General features: G+C 70.1%; 22 protein-coding genes. 7 read left to right on the forward strand and 15 right to left on the reverse strand.

Features of this window, described 5'->3' with window-relative positions:
* The first annotated feature begins 38 nt into the window (after positions 1-38).
* Together EJ913_RS14050 and EJ913_RS14055 are read left to right on the forward strand one after the other, a co-directional pair.
* Complete coding sequence (locus EJ913_RS14050; RefSeq protein WP_126998877.1) at positions 39-359, forward strand: hypothetical protein; 321 nt, start codon at positions 39-41, stop codon at positions 357-359.
* Between the two features lie 145 nt (positions 360-504).
* On the forward strand, positions 505-828 hold the full coding sequence (locus EJ913_RS14055) for a hypothetical protein (RefSeq protein ID WP_126998879.1): 324 nt from the start codon (positions 505-507) through the stop codon (positions 826-828).
* A gap of 17 nt (positions 829-845) precedes the next feature.
* Here EJ913_RS14055 and EJ913_RS14060 read toward each other — a convergent pair whose 3' ends face one another.
* A complete protein-coding gene (locus EJ913_RS14060; RefSeq protein WP_126998881.1) occupies positions 846-1,355 on the reverse strand; it encodes a hypothetical protein in 510 nt (169 codons plus the stop codon).
* Positions 1,356-1,662: 307 nt separating this feature from the next.
* On the opposite strand from EJ913_RS14060, the gene mutS reads away from it, so the two are divergent.
* Positions 1,663-4,308 carry a DNA mismatch repair protein MutS gene (gene mutS, locus EJ913_RS14065; protein ID WP_126999175.1) on the forward strand — a complete coding sequence of 882 codons (2,646 nt, stop codon included), beginning with the start codon at positions 1,663-1,665 and terminating at the stop codon, positions 4,306-4,308.
* Positions 4,309-4,344: 36 nt separating this feature from the next.
* Here the strand turns inward: mutS and EJ913_RS14070 are convergent, their stop codons facing one another.
* The 3 genes from EJ913_RS14070 to EJ913_RS14080 form a co-directional block, all read right to left on the reverse strand.
* Positions 4,345-5,331 (reverse strand): fatty acid desaturase, encoded by a 987-nt coding sequence (locus tag EJ913_RS14070; RefSeq protein ID WP_126998883.1) that lies wholly within the window; start codon positions 5,329-5,331, stop codon positions 4,345-4,347.
* 259 nt (positions 5,332-5,590) lie between these two features.
* Entirely contained in the window at positions 5,591-6,853 is a 1,263-nt protein-coding gene (locus tag EJ913_RS14075) for an Hsp70 family protein (protein ID WP_126998885.1), read from the reverse strand.
* 84 nt (positions 6,854-6,937) lie between these two features.
* Positions 6,938-7,930: an SDR family oxidoreductase gene (locus tag EJ913_RS14080; protein ID WP_238520995.1), complete on the reverse strand. Its 993-nt coding sequence runs from the start codon at positions 7,928-7,930 to the stop codon at positions 6,938-6,940.
* A gap of 224 nt (positions 7,931-8,154) precedes the next feature.
* On the opposite strand from EJ913_RS14080, the gene EJ913_RS32485 reads away from it, so the two are divergent.
* A complete protein-coding gene (locus tag EJ913_RS32485; RefSeq protein WP_238520996.1) occupies positions 8,155-8,376 on the forward strand; it encodes a sulfurtransferase TusA family protein in 222 nt (73 codons plus the stop codon).
* Positions 8,377-8,404: 28 nt separating this feature from the next.
* Positions 8,405-9,631 (forward strand): DUF2478 domain-containing protein, encoded by a 1,227-nt coding sequence (locus EJ913_RS14090; RefSeq protein WP_126998887.1) that lies wholly within the window; start codon positions 8,405-8,407, stop codon positions 9,629-9,631.
* A gap of 10 nt (positions 9,632-9,641) precedes the next feature.
* Here the strand turns inward: EJ913_RS14090 and EJ913_RS14095 are convergent, their stop codons facing one another.
* The gene (locus EJ913_RS14095) at positions 9,642-10,268 is read right to left on the reverse strand and encodes a glutathione S-transferase family protein (RefSeq protein WP_126998889.1); all 627 of its coding nucleotides are present in this window, start codon (positions 10,266-10,268) and stop codon (positions 9,642-9,644) included.
* 282 nt (positions 10,269-10,550) lie between these two features.
* On the opposite strand from EJ913_RS14095, the gene EJ913_RS14100 reads away from it, so the two are divergent.
* Complete coding sequence (locus tag EJ913_RS14100) at positions 10,551-11,459, forward strand: ATP-binding response regulator (protein ID WP_126998891.1); 909 nt, start codon at positions 10,551-10,553, stop codon at positions 11,457-11,459.
* 130 nt (positions 11,460-11,589) lie between these two features.
* Here the strand turns inward: EJ913_RS14100 and EJ913_RS14105 are convergent, their stop codons facing one another.
* From EJ913_RS14105 to cobD, 4 genes are all read right to left on the reverse strand, one after another.
* Positions 11,590-12,897: a methyl-accepting chemotaxis protein gene (locus EJ913_RS14105; protein WP_126998893.1), complete on the reverse strand. Its 1,308-nt coding sequence runs from the start codon at positions 12,895-12,897 to the stop codon at positions 11,590-11,592.
* Positions 12,872-13,396, reverse strand: coding sequence for a PAS domain-containing protein (locus EJ913_RS14110; protein ID WP_126998895.1), 525 nt, complete (start codon positions 13,394-13,396; stop codon positions 12,872-12,874). The genes EJ913_RS14105 and EJ913_RS14110 overlap by 26 nt, the downstream gene beginning before the upstream one ends.
* A gap of 245 nt (positions 13,397-13,641) precedes the next feature.
* Entirely contained in the window at positions 13,642-15,255 is a 1,614-nt protein-coding gene (locus tag EJ913_RS14115) for a sensor domain-containing diguanylate cyclase (protein ID WP_238520999.1), read from the reverse strand.
* Positions 15,256-15,394: 139 nt separating this feature from the next.
* Positions 15,395-16,435 (reverse strand): threonine-phosphate decarboxylase CobD, encoded by a 1,041-nt coding sequence (gene cobD, locus EJ913_RS14120; RefSeq protein WP_126998897.1) that lies wholly within the window; start codon positions 16,433-16,435, stop codon positions 15,395-15,397.
* Positions 16,436-16,498: 63 nt separating this feature from the next.
* Here cobD and cbiB point away from each other — a divergent pair, with 63 nt between their 5' ends.
* The gene (cbiB, locus tag EJ913_RS14125) at positions 16,499-17,461 is read left to right on the forward strand and encodes an adenosylcobinamide-phosphate synthase CbiB (protein WP_211098954.1); all 963 of its coding nucleotides are present in this window, start codon (positions 16,499-16,501) and stop codon (positions 17,459-17,461) included.
* Positions 17,462-17,472: 11 nt separating this feature from the next.
* Here the strand turns inward: cbiB and EJ913_RS14130 are convergent, their stop codons facing one another.
* Genes EJ913_RS14130 through EJ913_RS14155 form a run of 6 tightly spaced genes read right to left on the reverse strand, consistent with a single transcriptional unit; the run spans position 17,473 to position 21,272 of the window.
* Complete coding sequence (locus tag EJ913_RS14130; RefSeq protein WP_126998901.1) at positions 17,473-17,868, reverse strand: type II toxin-antitoxin system VapC family toxin; 396 nt, start codon at positions 17,866-17,868, stop codon at positions 17,473-17,475.
* Entirely contained in the window at positions 17,862-18,116 is a 255-nt protein-coding gene (locus EJ913_RS14135; RefSeq protein WP_126998903.1) for a type II toxin-antitoxin system VapB family antitoxin, read from the reverse strand. The genes EJ913_RS14130 and EJ913_RS14135 overlap by 7 nt, the downstream gene beginning before the upstream one ends.
* A gap of 35 nt (positions 18,117-18,151) precedes the next feature.
* Positions 18,152-19,639 carry a cobyric acid synthase gene (locus EJ913_RS14140; RefSeq protein ID WP_126998905.1) on the reverse strand — a complete coding sequence of 496 codons (1,488 nt, stop codon included), beginning with the start codon at positions 19,637-19,639 and terminating at the stop codon, positions 18,152-18,154.
* Positions 19,640-19,642: 3 nt separating this feature from the next.
* Positions 19,643-20,275, reverse strand: a complete 633-nt coding sequence (gene cobO / locus EJ913_RS14145) for a cob(I)yrinic acid a,c-diamide adenosyltransferase (RefSeq protein ID WP_185909778.1) — start codon at positions 20,273-20,275, stop codon at positions 19,643-19,645.
* Complete coding sequence (gene cobU, locus EJ913_RS14150; RefSeq protein ID WP_244939354.1) at positions 20,272-20,799, reverse strand: bifunctional adenosylcobinamide kinase/adenosylcobinamide-phosphate guanylyltransferase; 528 nt, start codon at positions 20,797-20,799, stop codon at positions 20,272-20,274. Before cobU ends, cobO begins: the two co-directional genes overlap by 4 nt.
* Positions 20,796-21,272, reverse strand: coding sequence for a cupin domain-containing protein (locus EJ913_RS14155; protein ID WP_244939355.1), 477 nt, complete (start codon positions 21,270-21,272; stop codon positions 20,796-20,798). Before EJ913_RS14155 ends, cobU begins: the two co-directional genes overlap by 4 nt.
* Positions 21,273-21,317: the final 45 nt, after the last annotated feature.

Raw genomic sequence — 21,317 nt, forward strand, 5'->3', positions numbered from 1 at the left:
TGCTTCCGCTCGACGATCTTGCGACGGGGGACGGGGGCATGGAGGGGACGGCGGAGATGGCGCGGCGGGAATTGGCGGCGTTCGGCGACCTGCTGTTCCAGGCCGAGCGGGACGTGGGGCGGTTCTCCCCCGCCGCCCTGATGGTGCGCCTGCTGCGCGTCGCGGCCCTGTTCCCCCAGGCGGTGGACGACACGCTGATGTGGCAGGTCACCGATCTGGTGGCCGGGCGCGAGGTCGGGGATCGCTTCAAGCTGGTGGTCATCCGCATGGGCTGGGCCTCCCTGGTCCAGGCGGAGTTCAAGGCACGCGGCCTGCGCGTCGTCGGCCAGGACACCGAGCTTCGCGCGAAGGCCGCGTGATGGAACAACTTTGCCGGGTAGTTTATGCCGCCCGGCAAGAACGATCCGGCATCACATTCCATCCAACGCCTTGATGCAAAACACCGCAACGCTAGCATGAAACTTGCTCTGCCGTTTTCCGCCTCATCGGCCAAGGAAAACAGCGATGCAAATCTCCGGCTATCTCGCCAGCGTCTACGGGCAGTTCCGTTCCAGCGGGATCTCCTCCGTGCAAGGCCGCCTCGACACGTCCCTGGAGGACACGAGCAAGGTCAGCGCCGCAGACGCCTTCATCAAGGAGGCGCAGAAGACCCCGGCCCAGCGCATCCGCGAGGAACTGCTCGCCCGCCACAAGCTGACCGAGGACGGCCTCGCCACCATGGAGCCGGAACAGCGCAAAGCGATCGAGAAGGAGATCGCCGACGAGCTGAAGCGCCGGCTGACCGGCAAGGACGACCGGCGCGGGGCGGCGGTCGATCTGACCGCCTGACCCATGGGTCGCTCCCCTTACGCCTCGCGCGTTGACAGATGGACGTTGCCGCCGCCCTCGCGCTCCAGAATGGCCGTGGCGCGGTTCTCCGATTCGGCGTCGCCGACGGTCACCCACAGGATGACGCCGCCGGCCTCCAGCGCGCGGGAGAACTCGTCGGGCTTGGGATGGCTGGTCAGCTCGTCCAGGTAATCCTTGATCGCGACCCCGCCCAATCCCGCCGCCACCAGCGCCGCGAGCGCCGCCTCGATGGGGCCGCCGACGATGGCGATCAGCCCGGCGGTGGTCAGGGGAAAGGCGTATTTCAGCTCGCCCACCAGCCCGGTCAACGCCTCGTCCTTGGGCTTGGCCGCCTTGGGGTCGGCCGCCTCCAGCGAGGTGTGGCTGGCCAGCACCGACAAATCGGACCGGTCGAATCCGCCCTCCAGCAGCGCCGCGACCGCGCGGTCGAAGGCGGCCCTGGTCGTGAAGAGGGCAACGACCTCCCGCACCTCGGGGGTGACGTTCTGTTCGGTCGCCTGCGTCATGGTGGACTCTCCCGGTTGCCGGTGTTCGTTGGTGGCTGGCTCGTTGGTGGAAACCACCGGAAGCGCCGATGGTTCGTTTCTCCATTGAACGGCTCCCGTCGCGCGCCCGTCAATGGCGAGGGCGCCGCAGCACGGATCGTCGGTGCGCGTCCCATTGTCCCATCCGACGTATTCGGGCATGCGCCTCCCGTGCTAGGCTGCGCCCCTCCCCGCCCGACCGCTCCACTCAACGGTACGAATTCCCGTGTCCGACATCGCCGCTCCCGCCGCCGCCAATGCCATCGTCATTCCGCCCGACGCCACCCCGATGATGGCGCAGTATCTGGAGATCAAGCGGGCGCATCCCGACTGCCTGCTGTTCTACCGGATGGGCGATTTCTACGAGATGTTCTTCCAGGACGCGGTCAACGCGGCGGCGGCCCTGGACATCGCCCTGACCAAGCGCGGCCAGCATCTGGGCGAGGACATCCCGATGTGCGGCGTTCCGGTCCACAGCCACGAGAACTACCTGCAGCGCCTGATCCGGCTGGGCTTCCGCGTCGCCATCTGCGAGCAGATGGAGGATCCGGCGGAGGCCAAGAAGCGCGGCGCCAAATCGGTGGTCAAGCGCGGCGTCATCCGCATCGTCACCCCCGGCACGCTGACCGAGGACAGCCTGCTCGACTCGCGCTCCTCCAACTGGCTGGCGGCCATCGCCGAGACGGCGGGCGGCATCGGGCTGGCCTGGCTGGAGATGTCGACCGGCGAACTGGTGGTGCAGCCGGTGGAGCGCGCCGGGCTGGGCGCCGCGCTCGGCCGGCTCGACCCGCAGGAGGTGCTGATCTCCGAGAAGCTCGGCCAGCAGCCCGACCTGTTCGAGCTGTGGGGGGAATGGAAATCTCGCCTGACGATCCAGCCGAACCCGCGATTCGACAGCGAGAACGGCAAGCAGCGCCTGCTGGCGCTCTACGGGGTCGGCACGCTCGACGCCTTCGGCACCTTTACTCGCGCGGAGGTCGCGGCGGCCGGGGCGCTGGTCGGCTACGTCGAGCTGACGCAGAAAGGCCGCGTCCCCCGCCTGTCGCCGCCGCGCCGGGTCGGGCCGGGGGCGGTGATGGAGATCGACGCCTCGACGCGCCGCAATTTGGAACTGACCCGCACCATGACCGGCGAGCGGCGCGGCAGCCTGCTCGCCACCATCGACCGCACGGTGACGGGTGCCGGCGCGCGGCTGCTCACCGCCCATCTATCGGCACCGCTGACCGACCCGGCCGCCATCGCCAAACGGCTCGACATGGTCGAATTCGCGCTGACCGAGGAGGCCCTGCGCGGCGAACTACGCGACACGCTGCGGCGCTGCCCCGACCTGGAGCGCGCGCTGTCGCGGCTGACTCTGGGGCGCGGCGGACCGCGCGACCTCGCCTCGATCCGCGACGGGCTGATCCAGTCCGGCACGGTGCGCCACCTGCTGGGCGGCTTGGGCACGCTGCCGGACGGGCTGGGCGTGGTGGACCGGCGGCTGGGCGAGCACAGCGAGCTGGTCGGCCAGTTGAGCCAAGCGCTGGCGCCGGAGCTGCCGCTGCTGGCCCGCGACGGCGGATTCATCGCGCCGGGCTATTCCTACGCGCTCGACGAGCTGGTGACGCTGCGTGACGAGAGCCGGCGGCTGATCGCCGGGTTGCAGGCCAAATACGCCGGGATCGCCGGGGTGCCGGCGCTGAAGATCAAGCACAACAACGTGCTGGGCTATCACATCGAGGTCACCGCGACCCACGCCGACAAGCTGATGTCGGGCGAGGCGCGCGAGGTCTTCATGCACCGCCAGACCATGGCGAACGCCGTGCGCTTCGGCACGGTGGAGCTGTCGGATCTGGAGCGCCGAATCTCGGAGGCCGCCGACAAGGCGCTGGCGGTGGAGCTGGACCTGTTCGCCGATCTGGTCGAGGAGGTGACCAGCCGCGCCGACGCCATCGCCCAGGCGGCCCACGCGCTGGCGGCGCTCGACGTGGCGACCTCGCTGGCCGAGTTGGCGGCGGAGCGGCGCTACTCCCGGCCGCTGGTGGACGGCTCGCTGGCCTTCGACATCCGGGGCGGCCGGCATCCGGTGGTGGAGGCGGTGCTGGACGCCGCCAACGCCGGGGCCTTCGTCGCCAACGACTGCGATCTGGCGACCGAGAACCGGCTGTGGCTGCTGACCGGCCCGAACATGGCGGGCAAATCGACCTTCCTGCGGCAGAACGCGCTGATCGCGGTGCTGGCGCAGATGGGAAGCTACGTCCCGGCGAGCCACGCCCACATCGGCTCGGTGGACCGGCTCTACAGCCGCGTCGGCGCCGCCGACGATCTGGCCCGCGGCCGCTCCACCTTCATGGTGGAGATGGTGGAGACCGCCGCCATCCTGAACCAGTCGGGACCGCGCGCGCTGGTGATCCTCGACGAGATCGGGCGCGGCACGGCGACCTTCGACGGGCTGTCGATCGCCTGGGCCTGCGTGGAGAGCCTGCACGACGTGAACCGCTGCCGCGCGCTGTTCGCCACCCATTACCACGAACTGACCATGCTGGCGGCCAAGCTGCCGGCGCTGTCCTGCCACACCATGCGGATCAAGGAATGGCAGGGCGACGTGGTCTTCCTGCACGAGGTGACCTCGGGCTCGGCCGACCGCAGCTACGGCATCCACGTCGCCAAGCTGGCGGGCCTTCCCCCGGCCGTGGTCGGGCGTGCGGAAGCCGTGCTGAAGCTGCTGGAATCGGGCGACCAGAACGCGGCGATCCACCGGTTGGCCGAGGATCTGCCGCTGTTCAGCGCGGCGTTGAAACGGCCGCCGTCGGCTCCGGCCCATGTGGAAACCGCCCCGGTCCCGGCCGGTCCGTCGCCGGTGGAGGAGGCGCTGCTGGCCATCGACCCCGACACCCTGACCCCGCGCGCCGCGCTGGAGGAACTGTACCGGCTGCGCGGTCTTGTGAGGCGGTAGAAATGCCCTCTCCCGCCCCGGGAGAGGGAACAACACTCAAGCCGTGCGGAGATCGCGGAAGCGGATCATGCGGCGGCTTTCCTCGTCGAACAACGCCAGACGCACCGTCTTCAGGCTCTCCCAGACGCCGATGCGGGCGACCTTCTGGAGTTCCTGGATCGCCATGTGGCAGTCGCGCAGACGGTAGTTCGGCACGCGCGAGGCCAAGTGGTGGACGTGGTGGTAGCCGATGTAGCCGGTCATCCAGTGCAGCCAGCGCGGCAGGTCGTAGAAGGAGCAACCCTCGACCGCCGCCTCGTGGAAGTCCCATTCGTCCTGGCTGCGCCAGTAGACGTCCTCGAACTGGTGCTGGACGTAGAACAGCCAGATGCCGATGGTCGCGGCCAGGATCACCACCGGCGCCCAGATCATCAGGACCGGCAGCGCGCCGAAAGCCAGCATGAAGGCGGCCAGACCGCCCGCGATCATGACGTTGGTCGACAGCACGCTGAGCCACGCCTTCACGTCGCGCGTCTGCTCGCCCAGCGGAAAGCGGAACTTCCACATGAACAGCACGGTCGGGCCGATGCCGAACAGCACCACCGGGTGGCGGTAGATCCGGTAGCCCAGGCGCTTCAACGGGCTGAGCGCCAGATACTCGCGGACCGTCAGGGTGTCGATGTCGCCGGTGCCGCGCTTGTCGAGGTTGCCCGAGGTCGCGTGGTGGATGGCGTGGTCGCGCCGCCAGACTTCGTAAGGGGTGACGGTGAACACGCTCAGCGCGCGGCCAACCCAGTTGTTCGCCCAATCCGCCTTGAAGAAGGAGCCGTGCCCGCAATCATGCTGAAGCACAAAGAGCCGCGTCAGGAACAGCGCCGCCGGCACCGCCAGCAGCAAGGTCAGCCAGTAGCCGACCTCCAGCGCGTAGCCCATCGCCGCGACCAGGGCCACCAGCGGCAGCAGCGTGGTGGCGAGCTGGCTGAGGCTGCGGCTGGTCACCGGGGTCTTGTATTCCGCCAGACGCTCCGCCCAGAAGCGGGCCATGGCCTTGCGGTCCTTGGCGCTGCTGGATGAGGTTTTTTTTGACGGGGAATCGCAGGTGGCTGCGATGGTGGTTTCGCTGGACGAAACCGGGGCGCGACGAGCTTGCGCCTGAGCGACGACGGTCATTGAGAGTGGGGTTCCGCGGTCAAAGTTGGCCAGTGGGGAGTCCAGCCTTAAAGTAGCGTATGACCGGGGGAAATACTGTCGCAAAGTTGGGGCGCGGCATTTTTCCCCGAAATACCGCGCTGCACAAAAAAGATCAGCCGTACCGTCTTTGCGCTTCGACGGTCAAACCCAGTCCGACCGACCCGAAGATGTTGCCTTCGACCACACGCGCGCCGGGTGCTTCGGCAAGAATCGCCGCGCGGACTTGCGGAAGCAGGGTCGAACCGCCGGTCAGGAACACCGCGTCGATGCGGTCCGGGGTGACGCCGGCTTCGGACAGGCAATCGCGGATGCGCGTGCCGATCCGCGCCGCCAGCGCGCCCGTCGCCTGGTTCAGACCGGCCACGTCGATCGGCAGCGACAATTCCCCGTCCCCCCAGTCCAGGGCCAGCCGGGTCTCGTCGTGGTCCGACAGCGCGATCTTGGCCCGCTCCACCGCCATCGCCAGAGCGTGGCCCTGGCGGTGCTCGACGATGCCGATCAGCCGCTCGATCTTTTCGGGCGCGGCTGAATCGCGGTGCAGCCGCTCCAGGTCGGACAGCGCCTTGTTGGTGTAGAGGAAGTTGATCTTCGACCAGGTCGCCAGATCGAAATAGACGCTCTTGGGCGCCAGCAGTCCGACCCGCTTCATGGCGCTGCCGTGGCCCAGCTCCGGCATGGCGGTGGCAAGGCTGAGGTCGCGGTCGAAATCGGTGCCGCCGACCCGGATGCCGTCGTTGGCCAGGATGTCGCCCGACCGGTCCGGCCTGCCGCGCCGCTCCGGCCCGATGCGGACGACGGAGAAGTCGGAGGTGCCGCCGCCGATGTCGGCGATCAGCGCCAATTCCTCGCCGGACACCTGCTGTTCGTAGTCCAGCGCGGCGGCGATGGGCTCGAACTGGAAGGACACGTTGCGGAAGCCGGCGGCCTTGGCGATGGCGCCCAGCGTCTCCTCCGCCGCCGCGTCGCCAGCCGGATCGCCGTCGACGAAATGCACAGGGCGCCCGACCACCACGTCGGAAAGCGGCGCGCCCAGCGCCGCCTCGGCCCGGCCCTTCACCGTGTCGAGGAAGGTGCCGATCACCGCGCGGAAGCTGATGCGGCCCTTGCGCAGCGCGGTGTCGGCGTCGATCAGGTCGGTGCCGAGCATCGACTTGATGGAGCGCATCAGCCGCCCCTCGACCCCGGACACGTAGGAATCGACCGCTGCCTGCCCGATGGTCACGGCGTCGGCCTCGAAATCGAAGAAGACCGCCGTGGGCAGCGTCGTGCGCACGCCGTCGAGCGCCAGCAGGCGGAAGCCGCCCCCATCGACGCCACCATCATGCACGCCCAGCGTGGTGTTGGACGTCCCGAAATCGAGTCCGCAAGCCGTCATCGTCCGTCCTCCATCCCTGTTCCCAGGCTCCTGCTTCCAGGCGTCCGAAAAGGGGCGAGCGTATAACCGCTCCGGCGGGCGGGATCAAGACGCGCGTGCGGACACCCGCGCGGCGAGCGGCCGGCTGGCCAACAGGATCGGCAGCAGGAACAGCGTCAGGTTGGCCCAGGACAGGCGGCGCTCCGGCCGCCGCGCGGTCCAGCCGCCGCTGGCGCCCTGGTGCTCGGCCATGGCGCGCAGCACGCCGCCGGAGGTCGCGCGGGCCGGGCGGTTGGCGAACATGTTGCGGTCGATCCCGTGGGCCATCGACCGCTCGGCCAGCGCCGGCGCCACCGCGTTGGACAGGGCGGCGAGGCGGCCCTCCGCCCCGACGAACAGCTCGCGCTGGGGGGCTTGGGCCAGCGCGGCGATGGCGGTCGCGACCTCCTCGGGCCTATGGATCGGCTCCATCGGCTGCACGGCGCGGCCGGTGTAGTTGGCGGCGTGCTGCCACAGCGGGGTGTCCACGGCGGCCGGCATCACCATGCAGATGTGGATGCCCGGCTCGTCCACCAACTCCTGGCGCAGCGATTCCGAAAAGCCGCGCACGGCGAACTTGCTGCCGACATAGGCGGTGGCGTAGCGCTGGCCGACGTTGGCCGCCATCGAGGCGGTGTTCACGACGACCCCCTCCCCCCGGTCGAGGAAATGCGGCAGCACCGCTCGGCAGCCATGGACGACGCCGAAGAAGTTGGTGCGCACGACCCTCTCGAACACGTCGTCGGGCGTGTCCTCGAAGGCGCCCAGCGCCATCACCCCGGCGTTGTTCACCCAGACGTCGATCCGGCCGAAGGCGTCGAGCGCGCGGTCGGCCAGCCGGCGCATCGCCTCCTGGCTGGTAACGTCGGTCGGCACCACCATGGCGCGCCCGCCGGCCTCGACGCAGGCCTCGGCCACCTCGTGCAGCGCGGCCAGCCGGCGCGCCGCCAGCACGACCGCCGCGCCGCGCCCGGCGAACTCCAGCGCCGTGGCCCGCCCGATGCCGCTGGAGGCCCCGGTGATCACCACCACGGTGCCGTCGAACCGCTTCGCCATCATGGCCGTCCGCTCCCCATTGTCCTCGAATCGTCAGGAGGCACAACAGAAGCACGGCGCGAATGTCGCGGCCGACCGGGACCGTCCGCCCCAACCGGCTGGAGATGGCGCCGCGAACCCGCTACAGTCATACGCGCAATAAGGCTTTTGCCCCGGCGGTCCTCACCGGGGCCGGGCTTCATCCCAACCGACAGGGAGCGGGCGTGGTGCCGGCGACAGAGCTTGACGTGAGAGGGCTGCATTGCCCGCTGCCCATCCTGCGCACGCGGGCGCTTCTGGACCGCATGGCGGTGGGGGACGAGGTGGTCGTCACCGCGACCGACCCGGCCTCGGTCATCGACTTCAAGCATTTCTGCAATACGACCGAGAACGAGCTGCTCGCCCACGAGACCCGGCCCGACGACACCCACACCACCCTGTTCATCTACCGCATCCGCCGCGGCGGCTGAGGCATTTCCCGGCCGCAAGGATTTCCCGATGACGCTTCCCCCCGCCGCCCCGCCGCCGCTGCGCCCCGGCGCCGTCATCCATGGCCCCGGTTCCGTCGGGGTGGACGCGCTGCTCGACGCGTTCGCGGCGGAGCTGATCCGGCGCGGGTTCCGGGTCGGCGGGCTGGTGCAGCGCAACCACGGCGCCATCGACGACGCCTGCGCGGAGGTGATGGAACTGGTGGACGTCGCCACCGGGCAGTCCTTCGACATCACCCAGCGGCTGGGCCGCGCCTCCCAATCCTGCCGCGTCGACCCGACCGGTGTCGCGGAGGCCAGCGAGGCGATCCGCCGCGCGGTGGCGGAGCGGGTCGACCTGCTGGTGGTCAACAAATACGCCGGGCTGGAGGCGCAGGGCGATGGGCTGGTGGACGAACTGCTCTCCGGCATCGCCGAGGGCATTCCGGTGCTGACCAGCGTCGGCAGCCGCTATCTGAACGAATGGCAGGCGGCGACCGGCGGGTTCAGCGACTGGCTGGCGCCGACGATGGACGCGCTGTGGCGTTGGTGGGGGCCGCAGCGGCTCTACGAGGATCTGCTGCTGGGCGTCGCCGACGCCCCTGTCCGCCGGGTGGTGATCGGCGCCAAATGGGTGCTGGTCGAGACCGGGGACGGGCTGGGCGTCGCCGCGCGCCAGAGGGAAGGAACCGGCGAGGAGTCCGCCGCCCGCTGGGCCGGTCGGAGCCTGCGCGAACTGGCCTCGCTTGCCGCCCGCGCCTGGGATCCGATGGACATCGCGGTCGGCGTCGCCGCGCTGAACGCGCATTACAACCGCCCCTCCCTGTCCGGCGTCGGCGGGAACGGGCTGGACCTGTTCGCCGCGGTCGAGGGCCGGGTGGTGGTGATCGGCGCCTTCCCGCGGATCGCCCACCGCCTGCCGCGCGCCCAGGTGATCGATATGAACCCCAGCGACGGCGAACACCCGGAGGCCGCCTGCGACTGGCTGCTGCCGGGGGCCGAGGCGGTGGCGGTGACCGCGTCGGCCTTCGCCAACCGCACCCTGCCCCGCCTGCTGCGCGTGGCGCCCGGCGCGCGGATCGCCATGATCGGTCCCGGAACGCCGTTGACGCCGCGCCTCTTCGCCTACGGCCTGGAATCGCTGGCCGGCTTCGTCGCCGAGGACCGCGACGGGGTCGCCCGCACCATCGCGGCCGGCGGCTCATCGCGCGACTTCCACCCCTTCGGCCGGATGGTCACGCTCCACCGACCAAGCTGACCAGGCGCCGTCAGGCGCTGACCGAAAAGGGCTGGACGACGGCCTGGAACGGCTCCAGCGCCTCGCAGGCGGTCGAATGCGCCGCCAGCGCCGGCCAACGGGCCGCGTCGAAGACGCCGGGATGCGCCTCGCCGATGAAGCGCAACGCGCAGCCGACCGCGATGTCGGCGTGCCCGATGGCGTTGCCGTACCACCACGCGCCGGTCCGTGCCGCCCGGTCCGCCTCCAGCGCGTCGAGCACGCCGGCGATCTGCGCGGCGCAGCGCTCCACCCACATCCGCGACGAGTCCGCGTGCAGGACCCGCTCGTAGACGAGGCTGACCGCCTTGTCGGCCAGACCGGTCGCCAGCGCGCAGGTCTTCAAGGCGCGCCGCCGCTCCGGCCCGCCGCGCGGGATCAGCGCGCGCTCCGGCCCAGCCTGCTCGTCCAGATGATCGAGAATGATGAAGCTTTCGATCAGCACCTCGCCGTCGTCGAGGACCAGGGTGGGGACGCGCTTCAGCGGGTTGAAGCGGTCGACCTCCGCCGCGTCGGCGAAGACCGACCAGGGACGGTGCTCGTAGGCCATTCCATAGAGCCGCAGGGCGATGGCGACGCGCCGCACGAAGGGGGAATCATATTGTCCGATCAGGATCACGGTGGCGCTCCAACGACAAGGGTCGACCGGGCAATCCTATCAGCCGCTTCTGGCGACGGCACCGCCCAAGGATGGAGGGGCGGGCATGAAAGCGGAGCGGGCGCGACCGTTTTGAAAAGTTCCGGAGCAACACGCTTACCTCTAGGGTCTCGGATGAAATGCAATTTGAGCGGGAATTATGACTTGACTATAATGCGCCGATACTTACGATGCGAACCATTGGAAATGCCTGCCCTTTCGCCCGCCCTCTCGAACGTCAAAACGCCGGAGAACACGCCGATCATGGCTGAACCCGTCACCGCACTGGTCGTTGACGACGAGGAAATGACCCGCGCCATTGTGGCCGGCTATCTGGCCCGCATCGGCTACCGGACGCTGGAGGCGGCGACGCTGGCCGAGGCGTGGCGGATCCTGAACGATCCCGCCGTGACGATCCATGTGGCGCTGCTCGACCGCCGGCTGCACGACGGCGACGGGCTGAAGCTGTTCGAGCGGATGAAGACGGTTCCGGAACTGGCCGAAATCCCGGTCATCATCCAGACCGTGTCCGACAGCAGCGCCGACATCGCGGCGGCGATCCGCGCCGGGGTCTTCTATTATCTGATCAAGCCCTACGACGGTGCGCTGCTGCGCTCGGTCGTCCGGGCGGCGGAGGAAAGCTCCGGCCGGATGAGGAGCCTGCAAGGCGACCTGCGCTCACGCGCCGACGCCATGGGGCTGATGCGCGAGGCGCGCTTCCGTTTCCGCACCCCGCACGAGGCGCAGAACCTCGCCATCGCCCTGTCGTCGATCGCCGAAACCGCGCACAGCCTGACCTTCGGCCTGTCGGAGATCATGATGAACGCGGTGGAACACGGCATCCTCGGCATCGGCTTCGAGGCCAAGAGCGTGCTGAAGGCCACCGGGACGCTGGGCAAGGAGATCGAGACGCGGCTGGCCTCGCCGGAGCACCGCGACAAGCACGCCACCCTGCATGTCGAGCGCAACGACGACCGCATCGTCTTCACCGTCACCGACACAGGGAACGGGTTCGATTCCAGCCGCTACCTGACGGTGGACGCGTTCCAGTCGACGGCCACTCACGGGAGGGGGATCGCGCTCGCCCGCATGGTCGGCTTCGACCATCTGACCTATGTCGGCAATGGCAACCGGGTGATCGGGGTCGTCGACCTCAACCGTCCCGCCCGCTGATCCAGGGCGGCAAGGTCGTCGACCAACGGGCGTGGCGCGGTTGCCCGGCAAAATGAACCAGCGGATCAGGAGTACGAAAACCAGTGCGGCGGTAAATGGGGTGCTAGCGGCAAAGTGCCGGCGACACGGCTCAACGGCCGGCGCCGCAGACGCGGCGGACGAAGGAATCGATGTCGCCGTGCAGGGTCTCCGCGCGCCGCGCCAGATCGCCGGCCGAAGACAGAACCTGGCTGGCGGCGGCGCTCGCCTCCTGGGCGCCGCCCGACACCTGGGTCACCGCCTCGGCCACCGTGCGCACGCCGTCCGAGGCGTCGTGGATCGACTGGCTGATGCCGCCGATGGCCGCGCTCTGCTGCTCGGCGGCCCCGGCGATACCGATGGCGATCTCGTCGATGCCGTGGATGATCACGCCGATCTGGCGGATCGCCTCGGCCGCGTCGCGGCTGACCGCCTGGACCTGCGCCACCTGGGCGTGGATGTCCTCGGTCGCCTTGGCCGTTTGGTTGGCGAGGTTCTTCACCTCGTTGGCGACGACGGCGAAGCCCTTGCCGGCCTCCCCCGCGCGGGCGGCCTCGATGGTGGCGTTCAAGGCCAGCAGGTTGGTCTGGCTGGCGATGGCGTTGATGAGGTTCACCACCTCGCCGATCTGCTGCGAGGCGGCGATCAGCGAGCCGATGGTGCGGTCGGCGTCGGCCACCTTGCCAACCGACTCCCGCGCCAGCGATGCGGTGCGGGTGACGCCACGCGCCACCTCGCCGATGGCGCCCGACACCTCGCCGGCCGCCAGCGCGACGCCGTCCACGTTGGCCGACACCTGCCCGGCCGCCGAGGCGGCGGAGAAGGACTGCTCGCTCGCCACCGAAGCGACGTGCGTCATCGAAGTGGAGGCCGATTCCAGTTGAGCGGCGCTGGCCGACAGGCTCTGCGCCACGTCCTTGATGTTGTCGCCGATGCGGGTGGCGCTGTCGACGAACTCGCGGCTCTTGCCGTCCATCGCCTCCAGCCCGCCGTTGATCGAGCGGGCGTAGGCCGCGAATTCCCCCACCATGCCGGTCATCACGATGCGGCGGAAATAGCGCCCCTCCGACGCGAAGCTCATCGCCGCGTTGGCCTCCTTGCCGAAGGATTCCACGCGGTCGAGCAGGCGGTTCAGCGAGCGCAGCAGCTCGGCGACCTCGCTGCGACCGTGGATGCGCAGGATGCGCGGTTGCAGGTCGCCGCGTTCCGCCGCCGCCAGCACCGCCGCCGCCTTGCGCAGGGAGCGGTTGGTGAGGACGAGGAAGCGCACTGCGACCGCGCAGGCCGCCAGCGCCGTCAGGGCCGACGCCACCAGATCCCAACGTCCGTCCAGCGCGCCCTGCAACGCCAGGAGCGCCGTCAAACCGCCGGCCAGACCGACCGCGACCAGCGCCTTAGAGACCGAGGACAAATTCGTCATAGCTCACGCCCTTTCCGCGCAGGATCTCGTCCAGCCGTTCGGCGGCCGCCGTCATGCCGTCGGCGGGCGAGCGGTGCCGCGCCTCTTCCTCCCGCAGGAGGGCGTAGAGTCCGGTCGCGGCTGTCACCGCCCCGCGCTCGGGCCGGCGGCGGCTGGAATGGTAGCCGGCGATGGCGCCGTCCGGGCCGAACACCGGTGTGACATGCGCGAACACCCAGTAGTGGTCGCCGTTCTGCGCCCGGTTCACGACATAGGCGAAAATCTCGTGCCCTGCCGTGATGCGCTGCCATAGCAGGCGGTAGACGCAGCGCGGCATGTCGGGATGGCGGACGATGTTGTGCGGACGACCGAGAAGTTCCGCTTCGGAAAAACCGCTGATCCGCAGGAACACGTCGTTGGCGTAGGTGATGATCCCCTTGAGATTCGTCTTGGAGACGATGATCTCGTCGGACCCGAACTTGCGTTCGTGTCCGGTCAGTGTTGCGCCTCTGGAGGTCATCCCGGCCTGGCTCCTGCTAGACCGCCCAGTGGTAATACCGGGCTCCAGGCTGGGATATCGTAGTAATTATCCGGTGGCCGCATGAATCGTGCGCAGGCCGGTGCGGCAAAACGGCACGCTGCGGCGGCGCTTCAGTCTTCCTTTACCTCTGGGTGATTCATTCCACCGTTTCGTTCGGGAAACGGCGACCGGAGAACGGCCGCACACTTTATGCGGCAGCGCAGCATACGCGCGGTTGCGCCGCGTCACATGCCGCGTTCGTAGACGACGACCCGGTTCCGCCCTTCGTGCTTGGCGCGGTAGAGCGCCAGATCGGCGCGGTGGATGGCCTTCTCCAGCGTGTCGGTCGCCCCCTCCAGCCCGGCGATGCCGATGCTGGAGGTCAGGTGGAAACGCCCCTCCGGCGCCGGGATCGGCATGCGGGCGAGGTTGCGGCGCACCCGTTCGGCGACGACGCGAGTCTCGTCGGCGGTGGCGCCGGGCAGCACGACCACGAACTCCTCGCCGCCCAGACGGCCCAGCACATCGTATTCCCGCAGGATCGCCTGGCAGCCGCCGGCCACCATGCGCAGGGCGTCGTCGCCGGTGGCATGGCCGTAGGTGTCGTTGATCTTCTTGAAATGGTCGACGTCGAGCACGAAGACCGCCAGCGGCTCGTGGAAACGGTGCGCGCGGGCCAGTTGCTGGCGCGCCATCTCCATGAAGGAGCGCCGGTTGTAGATGCCGGTCAGGGGGTCCCGCGACGCCATGTCGCGCAACGCCTCCTCCATGTTGCGGCGCTCGGTGTAGTCGTAAATCCAGGCAAGGTTCACCTCGACGCCCTGGATGACGGCTTGGTTGACCGTGAACAGCGTCCAGAAGGGCGAACCGTCGGCCTTCTTGAACTGAACCTCCATGTTCACGACGGCGCCGCTGCCGCGCAGCCGTTCCAGCACGCGTTCGCGCTGGTGGTTGTCCAAGTAATAGTCCCGCGCCCGGCTGCCGACCAGCCGGTCGCGCGGCAGCCCGATCAGCTCCGCGAAGCGGGTGTTCACGAAAACGATCCGCCCGTCGTCGCGGCGCGACACCGACACCCCGATGGGGCTCTGCTCCAGGATCGCCTCCAGCCGTCCCTCGTTGGGCTGGGAGTCGGTCAAATCGTGGATGACGCCGACGATGCCACCCGGATTGCCGCTGCTGTCGCGGAAGGACACCTTGCTCAGGCTGGTCATGCGCAACGTGCCGCCGGCGACGGGAACCACCTCCTCGTAGCGGGCGCGGCTTTCCTCGGCCAGCACCGCCCGGTCCTGGGCGGCGTGCGCCTTGGCGGTGCCGGGATCCATGACGGCGAAGGTCGTCTTCTGCAGGAGGTCGCGGCGGTCGAGGCCCGTGTAACGCTCGAACGCGTCGTTGACGCGGATGTACTGCCCCCGGACGTCCTTGACGAAGACGGGAACCGGCAACGTGTCGAACAGAGCTTCCTTCATCAGAAGGCGGTCTTGGAGCGCCGCCTCGCGCCGGCACCGCTCGTCCACGTCGGTGAACAGGGTGAGGCGCAGCGGCGCGCCGTCCACATCACCGAAAGGCGCCACCGTCTCGGCGACCCAGAGGCCGGAACCGTCGCGGCGGCGCAAGCGGCGCTCCGCGCCCTCCGGCACGGGATCGTCCGGCAGGGTAAGATCGGCCAGCGTCTTTCCGATCAGGTCCGGCGGCGGATAACCCAGCAACGCGTGCAGCGCCGGGTTGGCATGCCGAATCTCCCCCGCGGGCGTCGAAACGCACACGCCGGCCGGCAGGGCGTCGAACGCCTGCCATGCCGCCGGACGCGCGTCGTCCACGCCTTGTTGGGGAATCATCACCGGGTTACCCGAATCGAACATGGGCAGCAGTTTCCCATAAAATAATATTTCACTGCAATGACGCGATTTCGCGAGGGAAGCGCGACGACCGCCGCCGGATCACCTGTCCGGCTGCGTCAACCCGCAGTCTTTCAATTGTTCACTTCACTGATTGATTTTACTAAAAATCGAACCGATTGCAAGCAATCCGCAGCCGCTGCCGCGCTTCGTCACCAGGGGGCAAGCCCAAGCGCAGCCAATCGGGCCGGTGGTCGAACCGGCGGACCAGGATGCCGGCCTCGCCCAAGGCCCTATACAACGTGGGAGCCCGCTCGTGCGACACCAGACGGAACAGGTCCGTCCCCCCCACCAAGGTCAGCCCCACACCGGTCAGCAGCCGGTCCAGCGCCTCGGCCTCATCCGCCAGACGCGTCCGCGTCGCCGCAATCCAAGGGTCGTCGGACAGCGCCGCCGTGGCGACGGCCAACCCCGGCCCCGACACCGCCCACGGCCCGATGGCCCTCCGCAGCTCCGACGCCAGGGCGGGTTCGGCCAATGCGACGCCAAGCCGCAGCCCGGCCAGCCCGAAGAACTTGCCGAAGGAGCGCAGCACGATCAGGCCGGGCATACCGGCGAAGCCGGCAACGCTGGCGGCCGGGTCGCAATCGGCGAAAGCCTCGTCCACCACCAGCCAGCCACCCCGCGCCGCCTGCGTTTCCGCCAGGGCCAGCAGCCGTGCGGGAGGCAGAACCCGCCCGTCCGGGTTGTTCGGGTTGACCAGGACCAGCACGTCGGCATTCGCGTCCTCCGGCTCGCTCACCCCGGACACGGCGTGGCCGGCGGCGGCCCAGCTGGCGGCGTGCTCGGCATAGGTCGGGGTCCGCACCGCGACGCGGCCCGGCGCCCGCAGACGGGGGAGCAGCTGGATCAGCGCCTGTGAGCCGGACGCCGCCGCGACCGAAGCCGCCGAGGGCGCGCCGTAGCAGGCCGCCGCCGCGCGGAACAACGCCGCCTCCGCTCCGCGCGCCGGCAGGCGGGTCCAAGCATCGGCGGGAATCGGCGGCAGCGGGTAGGACCAGGGGTTGATGCCGGTGGACAGGTCGACCCAGGGTTCCGGCGCGCCGGGGAAGGCCGCGCGCGCCGCGTCCAGGTCGCCGCCATGGAGGATCGCCCCTCCGGCTTCCGCCCGCAAATCCTTGGTTGCCGCCGTGGTTTCGGCCATGATCCCGCCTCTTCTCCCGCCCGTCCGCCGCCCCTGCCCGCCCTCTGCCAGGAACCCGCCGTCGTGCCGCTTCATCCATTCCTGCTCGCCGCCGCGCTCGTGATCGAGGCGGTGGCCGGCTACCCGGACGCACTCTACGCCCGCATCCGCCATCCCGTCGTGTGGATCGGTGGGCTCATCGCGCAGCTCGACCATGCGCTCAACCGCGAGACGGACGGCTTCGGCCTGCGCAAGGCGCTGGGCGTGCTGGCGCTGCTGGTCCTGCTGCTGACGGTCGGCGGCGTGGCGGTGGCGGTGGCGTGGCTGTGCCGGCTGCTGCCCTTCGGCTGGCTGCTGGAGGCGGCGCTGGCCTCCACCCTGCTGGCGCAGCGCAGCCTGCACGAGCACGTCGCCGCCGTGCCCAAGGGCTTCGCCAAGGGCGGGCTGGAGGGCGGGCGGGAGGCGGTGTCGCGCGTCGTCGGCCGCAACCCGGCCAGCCTGGACGAACCGGCCGTCTGCCGCGCCGCCATCGAAAGCCTCGCCGAGAACTTCTCCGACGGCATCGTCGCGCCGGCGGTCTGGCTGCTGCTCGGCGGGCTGCCGGGCATCGCGCTGTACAAGGCGATCAACACCGCCGACAGCATGATCGGCCACCGGACCCCGCGCCACGAGGCGTTCGGCTGGGCGGCGGCGCGGCTCGACGATCTGGTCAACCTGCCGGGATCGCGGCTGACCGCGCTGCTGCTGACGGTCGCCGCGCGGTTCATGGATGGGGCCGACTCCCGCGAGGCGTGGCGGTCGGTGCGGCGCGACGCCCACCGCCACCGCTCGCCCAACGCCGGCTGGCCGGAGGCGGCGATGGCCGGCGCGCTGGACCTGCGGCTGGGCGGCCCGCGCGTCTACGGCGCCACCCGCGTCGAGGACGTGTGGCTGGGCAGCGGACGGACGGCGGCGACCCCGGCGGACATCGGCCGGGGACTGGCGCTCTACCGCCGGGCTTGCGTGGTGCTGGTGGCGGGCGCGCTGGTGCTGGCGGTGTTCGGCTGAAGGCACCACGCTCAGGCCAGCGCCGATTCCACGTCGGTCAGCGCGAAGTCCTTGCCGACGTAGAGCAGCGGCGAATCCAGAGAACGCGCCAGCGCGTAGGCGGCGCAATCCCCCAGCGTCAGCTGCGCCGGATGCCCGCAGCCCCGACCGAAGCGGCGGAAGGCGTTGAAGGCCAGCGTGGACTGCACCCGGTCGAAGGGGCGGATCACCATGCCGGCCCGCTCGATCAACTTTTCGAACTCGCGCAGCATGTCCTCGCCGAAGCGTGCCAGCAGAAGCGCGCGGTACTCCATCACCGTGACGGCCGAGATGTGGCAGGCCGGCGCGTCGTCCAGCAGCGCCTCGATCCGGTCGGCCTCGGGGCCGCCGCGCAGGAAGACGAGGATGGCGGAGCCGTCGATCACCATCGCGGGCCGTCCGTCCGGTCCCGCCCCAGGATCGCGTCGTCGGGACGCCCGTCGAGCGACGGCAGCTTGGAGGCCCGCTCGCGGATGGCGTGCAGCGCCTCGCGCCGGGCCGGGTCGTGCGGACGGTCCAGCCGGGCCAGACGTTCGCGCAGAGCCAGCGTCACCGCGACCGTCACGCTCTCACCGGTGATGTCCGACAGCCGGCGCGCCAACTGGTCGGCCTCCTCGCTGTCCACCCGCAACGCCATCGGCATCCCTCCCCCGCATTGACGAATAGGGAATGCTAGCGTGACGGGAATTGCTCCGCCACGGCAATAATCCCGTCGATGTCCATTTCGCGTTCCAGGCGGTCCGCGATGGCGTCGAGCGCCCGTTCGACCGCCGCCCCGTAGGACAACCCCGATCCGGCGCCGCCAAGCCCGGCGAGGAACGCGCCACGGAACCCGTCCGCGCCGAACAGCCCGTGCAGGTAGCAGCCCTGGACGCGCCCGTCCTCCGACTCCGCGCCATCGGTGGCGTCGTTCGCCAGCGCCAGCATCGGCCGGGCGCGGTCCGGCCCCTCGGTGCGGCCCATGTGCATCTCGTAGCCGGCGACGGCTGCCCCGGTGCGGCGTTCGGTCGCCCGTGCCTCCTCCAGCACCTTCGGGCCTTTCAGCACGGTCGCCACGTCCAGCAGGCCGAGCCCGGCGGCCTCGCCCGGCGGTCCCTCGATGCCGTCGGGGTCGGCGATGCTTCGTCCCAGCATCTGGTAGCCGCCGCAGATGCCCAGCACCCGCCCCCCGCGCCGCCAATGGGCCAGCAGATCGATGTCCCAGCCCTGAGCGCGCAGGAAGGCCAGATCGGCGATGGTCGCCTTGGTCCCCGGCAGAATCACCAGATCGGCGTCGCCGGGCAGCGGGCGCCCCGGCGGCACCATGGTCAACGACACGCCAGGCTCCTGCGCCAACGGGTCGAAATCGTCGAAGTTGGCGATGCGCGACAGCATCGGCACGGCGATCCGCACGCCTTCGCCCGATCCGGGGCGGGTGCGGTCGAGCGCCACTGCGTCCTCCGCCGGCAGGGTCGCGGCCTCCGCCAGCCAGGGCACGACGCCGAAGCCGTGCCAGCCGGTGTGCGCACCGATGATCCGCAGCCCCTCGTCGAACAGGCGGACGTCGCCCCGGAACTTGTTGATGAGGAAACCCTTGATGCGGTCGCGCTCCTCCTGGGGCAGCAGGGCGTGGGTGCCGACGAGGCTGGCGATCACCCCGCCCCGGTCGATGTCGCCGACCAGCACCACCGGCACTTGCGCCGCCGTGGCGAAGCCCATGTTGGCGATGTCGCCGGCCCGCAGGTTGACCTCCGCCGGGCTGCCGGCGCCCTCGACGACGACGATGTCGGCCTCGGCCATCAGACGGTCGAAGCTGTCCAGCACGGTGCCCAGCAGTTCGCGCTTGCGCGCCTGATAATCGGCGGCCTTGGCGGTCCCGACCACGACGCCGCGCACGACGATCTGCGAGCCGATGTCCGACTGCGGCTTCAGCAGCACCGGGTTCATGTGGACGGTCGGCGCCACCCCGCAGGCACGCGCCTGGAGCGCCTGCGCCCGCCCGATCTCGCCGCCGTCGGCGGTCACGGCGGCGTTGTTGGACATGTTCTGCGGCTTGAACGGCCGCACGGACAGCCCGCGCCGCGTCAACGCCCGGCACAGCCCGGCCACCAGCAGCGACTTGCCGACGTCCGACCCGGTGCCCTGGAGCATCACCGCGCGCGTCTTGCGGGGGTCGGCCATCGTTTAGAACTCGACTCCGGCCTGGGCCTTCACCCCGGCCTCGAAGGGGTGCTTGACCAGCGTCATCTCGGTGACGAGATCGGCGGCGGCGATCAACTCCGGCTTGGCGTTGCGGCCGGTGACGCAGACGTGCAGGTCGGGGCGCCGAGCCGCGAAGGTCGCCAGCACCTCGTCGAGCGGCAGGTAGTCCATGCGCAGCGCGATGTTCAGCTCGTCCAGCACGATCAGGCGGTAGCGCGGGTCCTCCATCATCGCCTTGGCCTTGGCCCAGGCGGCCTCGGCGGCGGCGATGTCGCGGGCGCGGTCCTGGGTGTCCCAGGTGAAGCCCTCCCCCATCGTGTGGAAGTCCACCAGATCCTCGAAGCGCTCCAACGCCACCGTCTCGCCGGTGGACCAGGCGCCCTTGACGAACTGCACCATGCCGACGCGCATGCCGTGCCCGACCGCCCGCATCATCAGCCCGAAGGCGGCGGTGGACTTGCCCTTGCCCTTGCCGGTGTGGACCATGAGAAGCCCCTTCTCGATGGTCTTCGAGGCCAGCGCCCGTTCCTGCAACGCCTTGCGGCGCTTCATCTTCTCGGCGTGGCGTTCGTTGATGTCGGCATCGGCGGCGGTCATGGGGGCCGGTTCGGTCATGGCGCGTTTCCCTTGGCAAAGATCGGCAGGCCGGCGACGGTCAGCACGACGCGCGGCGCCACCGCCGCGACCGCCTGATGCAGCCGTCCGGCGTGATCGCGGAAGCGCCGGGCCAGCGCGTTGTCGGGCACAATGCCCAGCCCAACCTCGTTCGACACCAGAACCACCCGCCCCGGCAAGCCCGCCAGCGCCGCGACCAGCGCCGCCGTCTGGGATTCCACGTCGGCCTCGGCCATCAGCAGGTTCGTCAGCCACAGCGTCAGGCAGTCCACCAGCACGCCCGTGCCGTCCGCCGCGTGGCGGCGGAGCGCGCCGGTCAGGTCGAGCGGCTCCTCCACCGTCGTCCAGCCGGGGCCGCGGTCGCCGCGGTGCGCGGCGACGCGCTCCGCCATCTCGTCGTCCCAGATTCGGGCGGTGGCGATGTAGACGCGCGGACCGCCGAGCGCCGTCACCAGCCCCTCGGCGTAACGGCTCTTGCCGGAGCGGGCGCCGCCCAGGACCAGCGTCAGATCGGGCGCGCTCACCAGGGCGTTCCATCCCGGTGATGATAGGCGCCATCGCGCCAGACCATGTCCTCGTCGGAATAGTCGATGGCGTCGCCCGCGCTGCGGTCGCCGATCTCCAGATAGCTGGCGGGCCGGTCGCTGCGGTTGATCAGGCGGTGGCCGTCCGCCTTGCCCGCCGGGAAGCCGGCGCACAGGCCAGAGGTCAAAAGGGTCTCGCCGGCCTCGGTGACCAGCACCAACTCGCCCTCCACCACATAGACGAACTCGTCCTGGCGGCCGTGCCAATGGCGCAGGGCCGAACTCGCGCCCGGATCGAGTCGCGTCAGGTTCACCCCGAAATTGCTCAGGCCCAGCGGATCGCCCAGCGCGACACGGTGCCGGCCGGCGACCGCCGCGCGGAACGGATCGGGGTAGTCGGTCGCGCCGGTGCGCGCGGTCAGCGTCGCGGGATCGAGAACGGGCGCCTTGGGGGGAGCGGAATCGGTCGTCACGGCCCTCTCCTGGGGTTGCGGGGGTGGACTGTCGCAAACCCGGCC

This window comes from Azospirillum doebereinerae (assembly GCF_003989665.1).
GTDB classification, from domain to species: domain Bacteria; phylum Pseudomonadota; class Alphaproteobacteria; order Azospirillales; family Azospirillaceae; genus Azospirillum; species Azospirillum doebereinerae.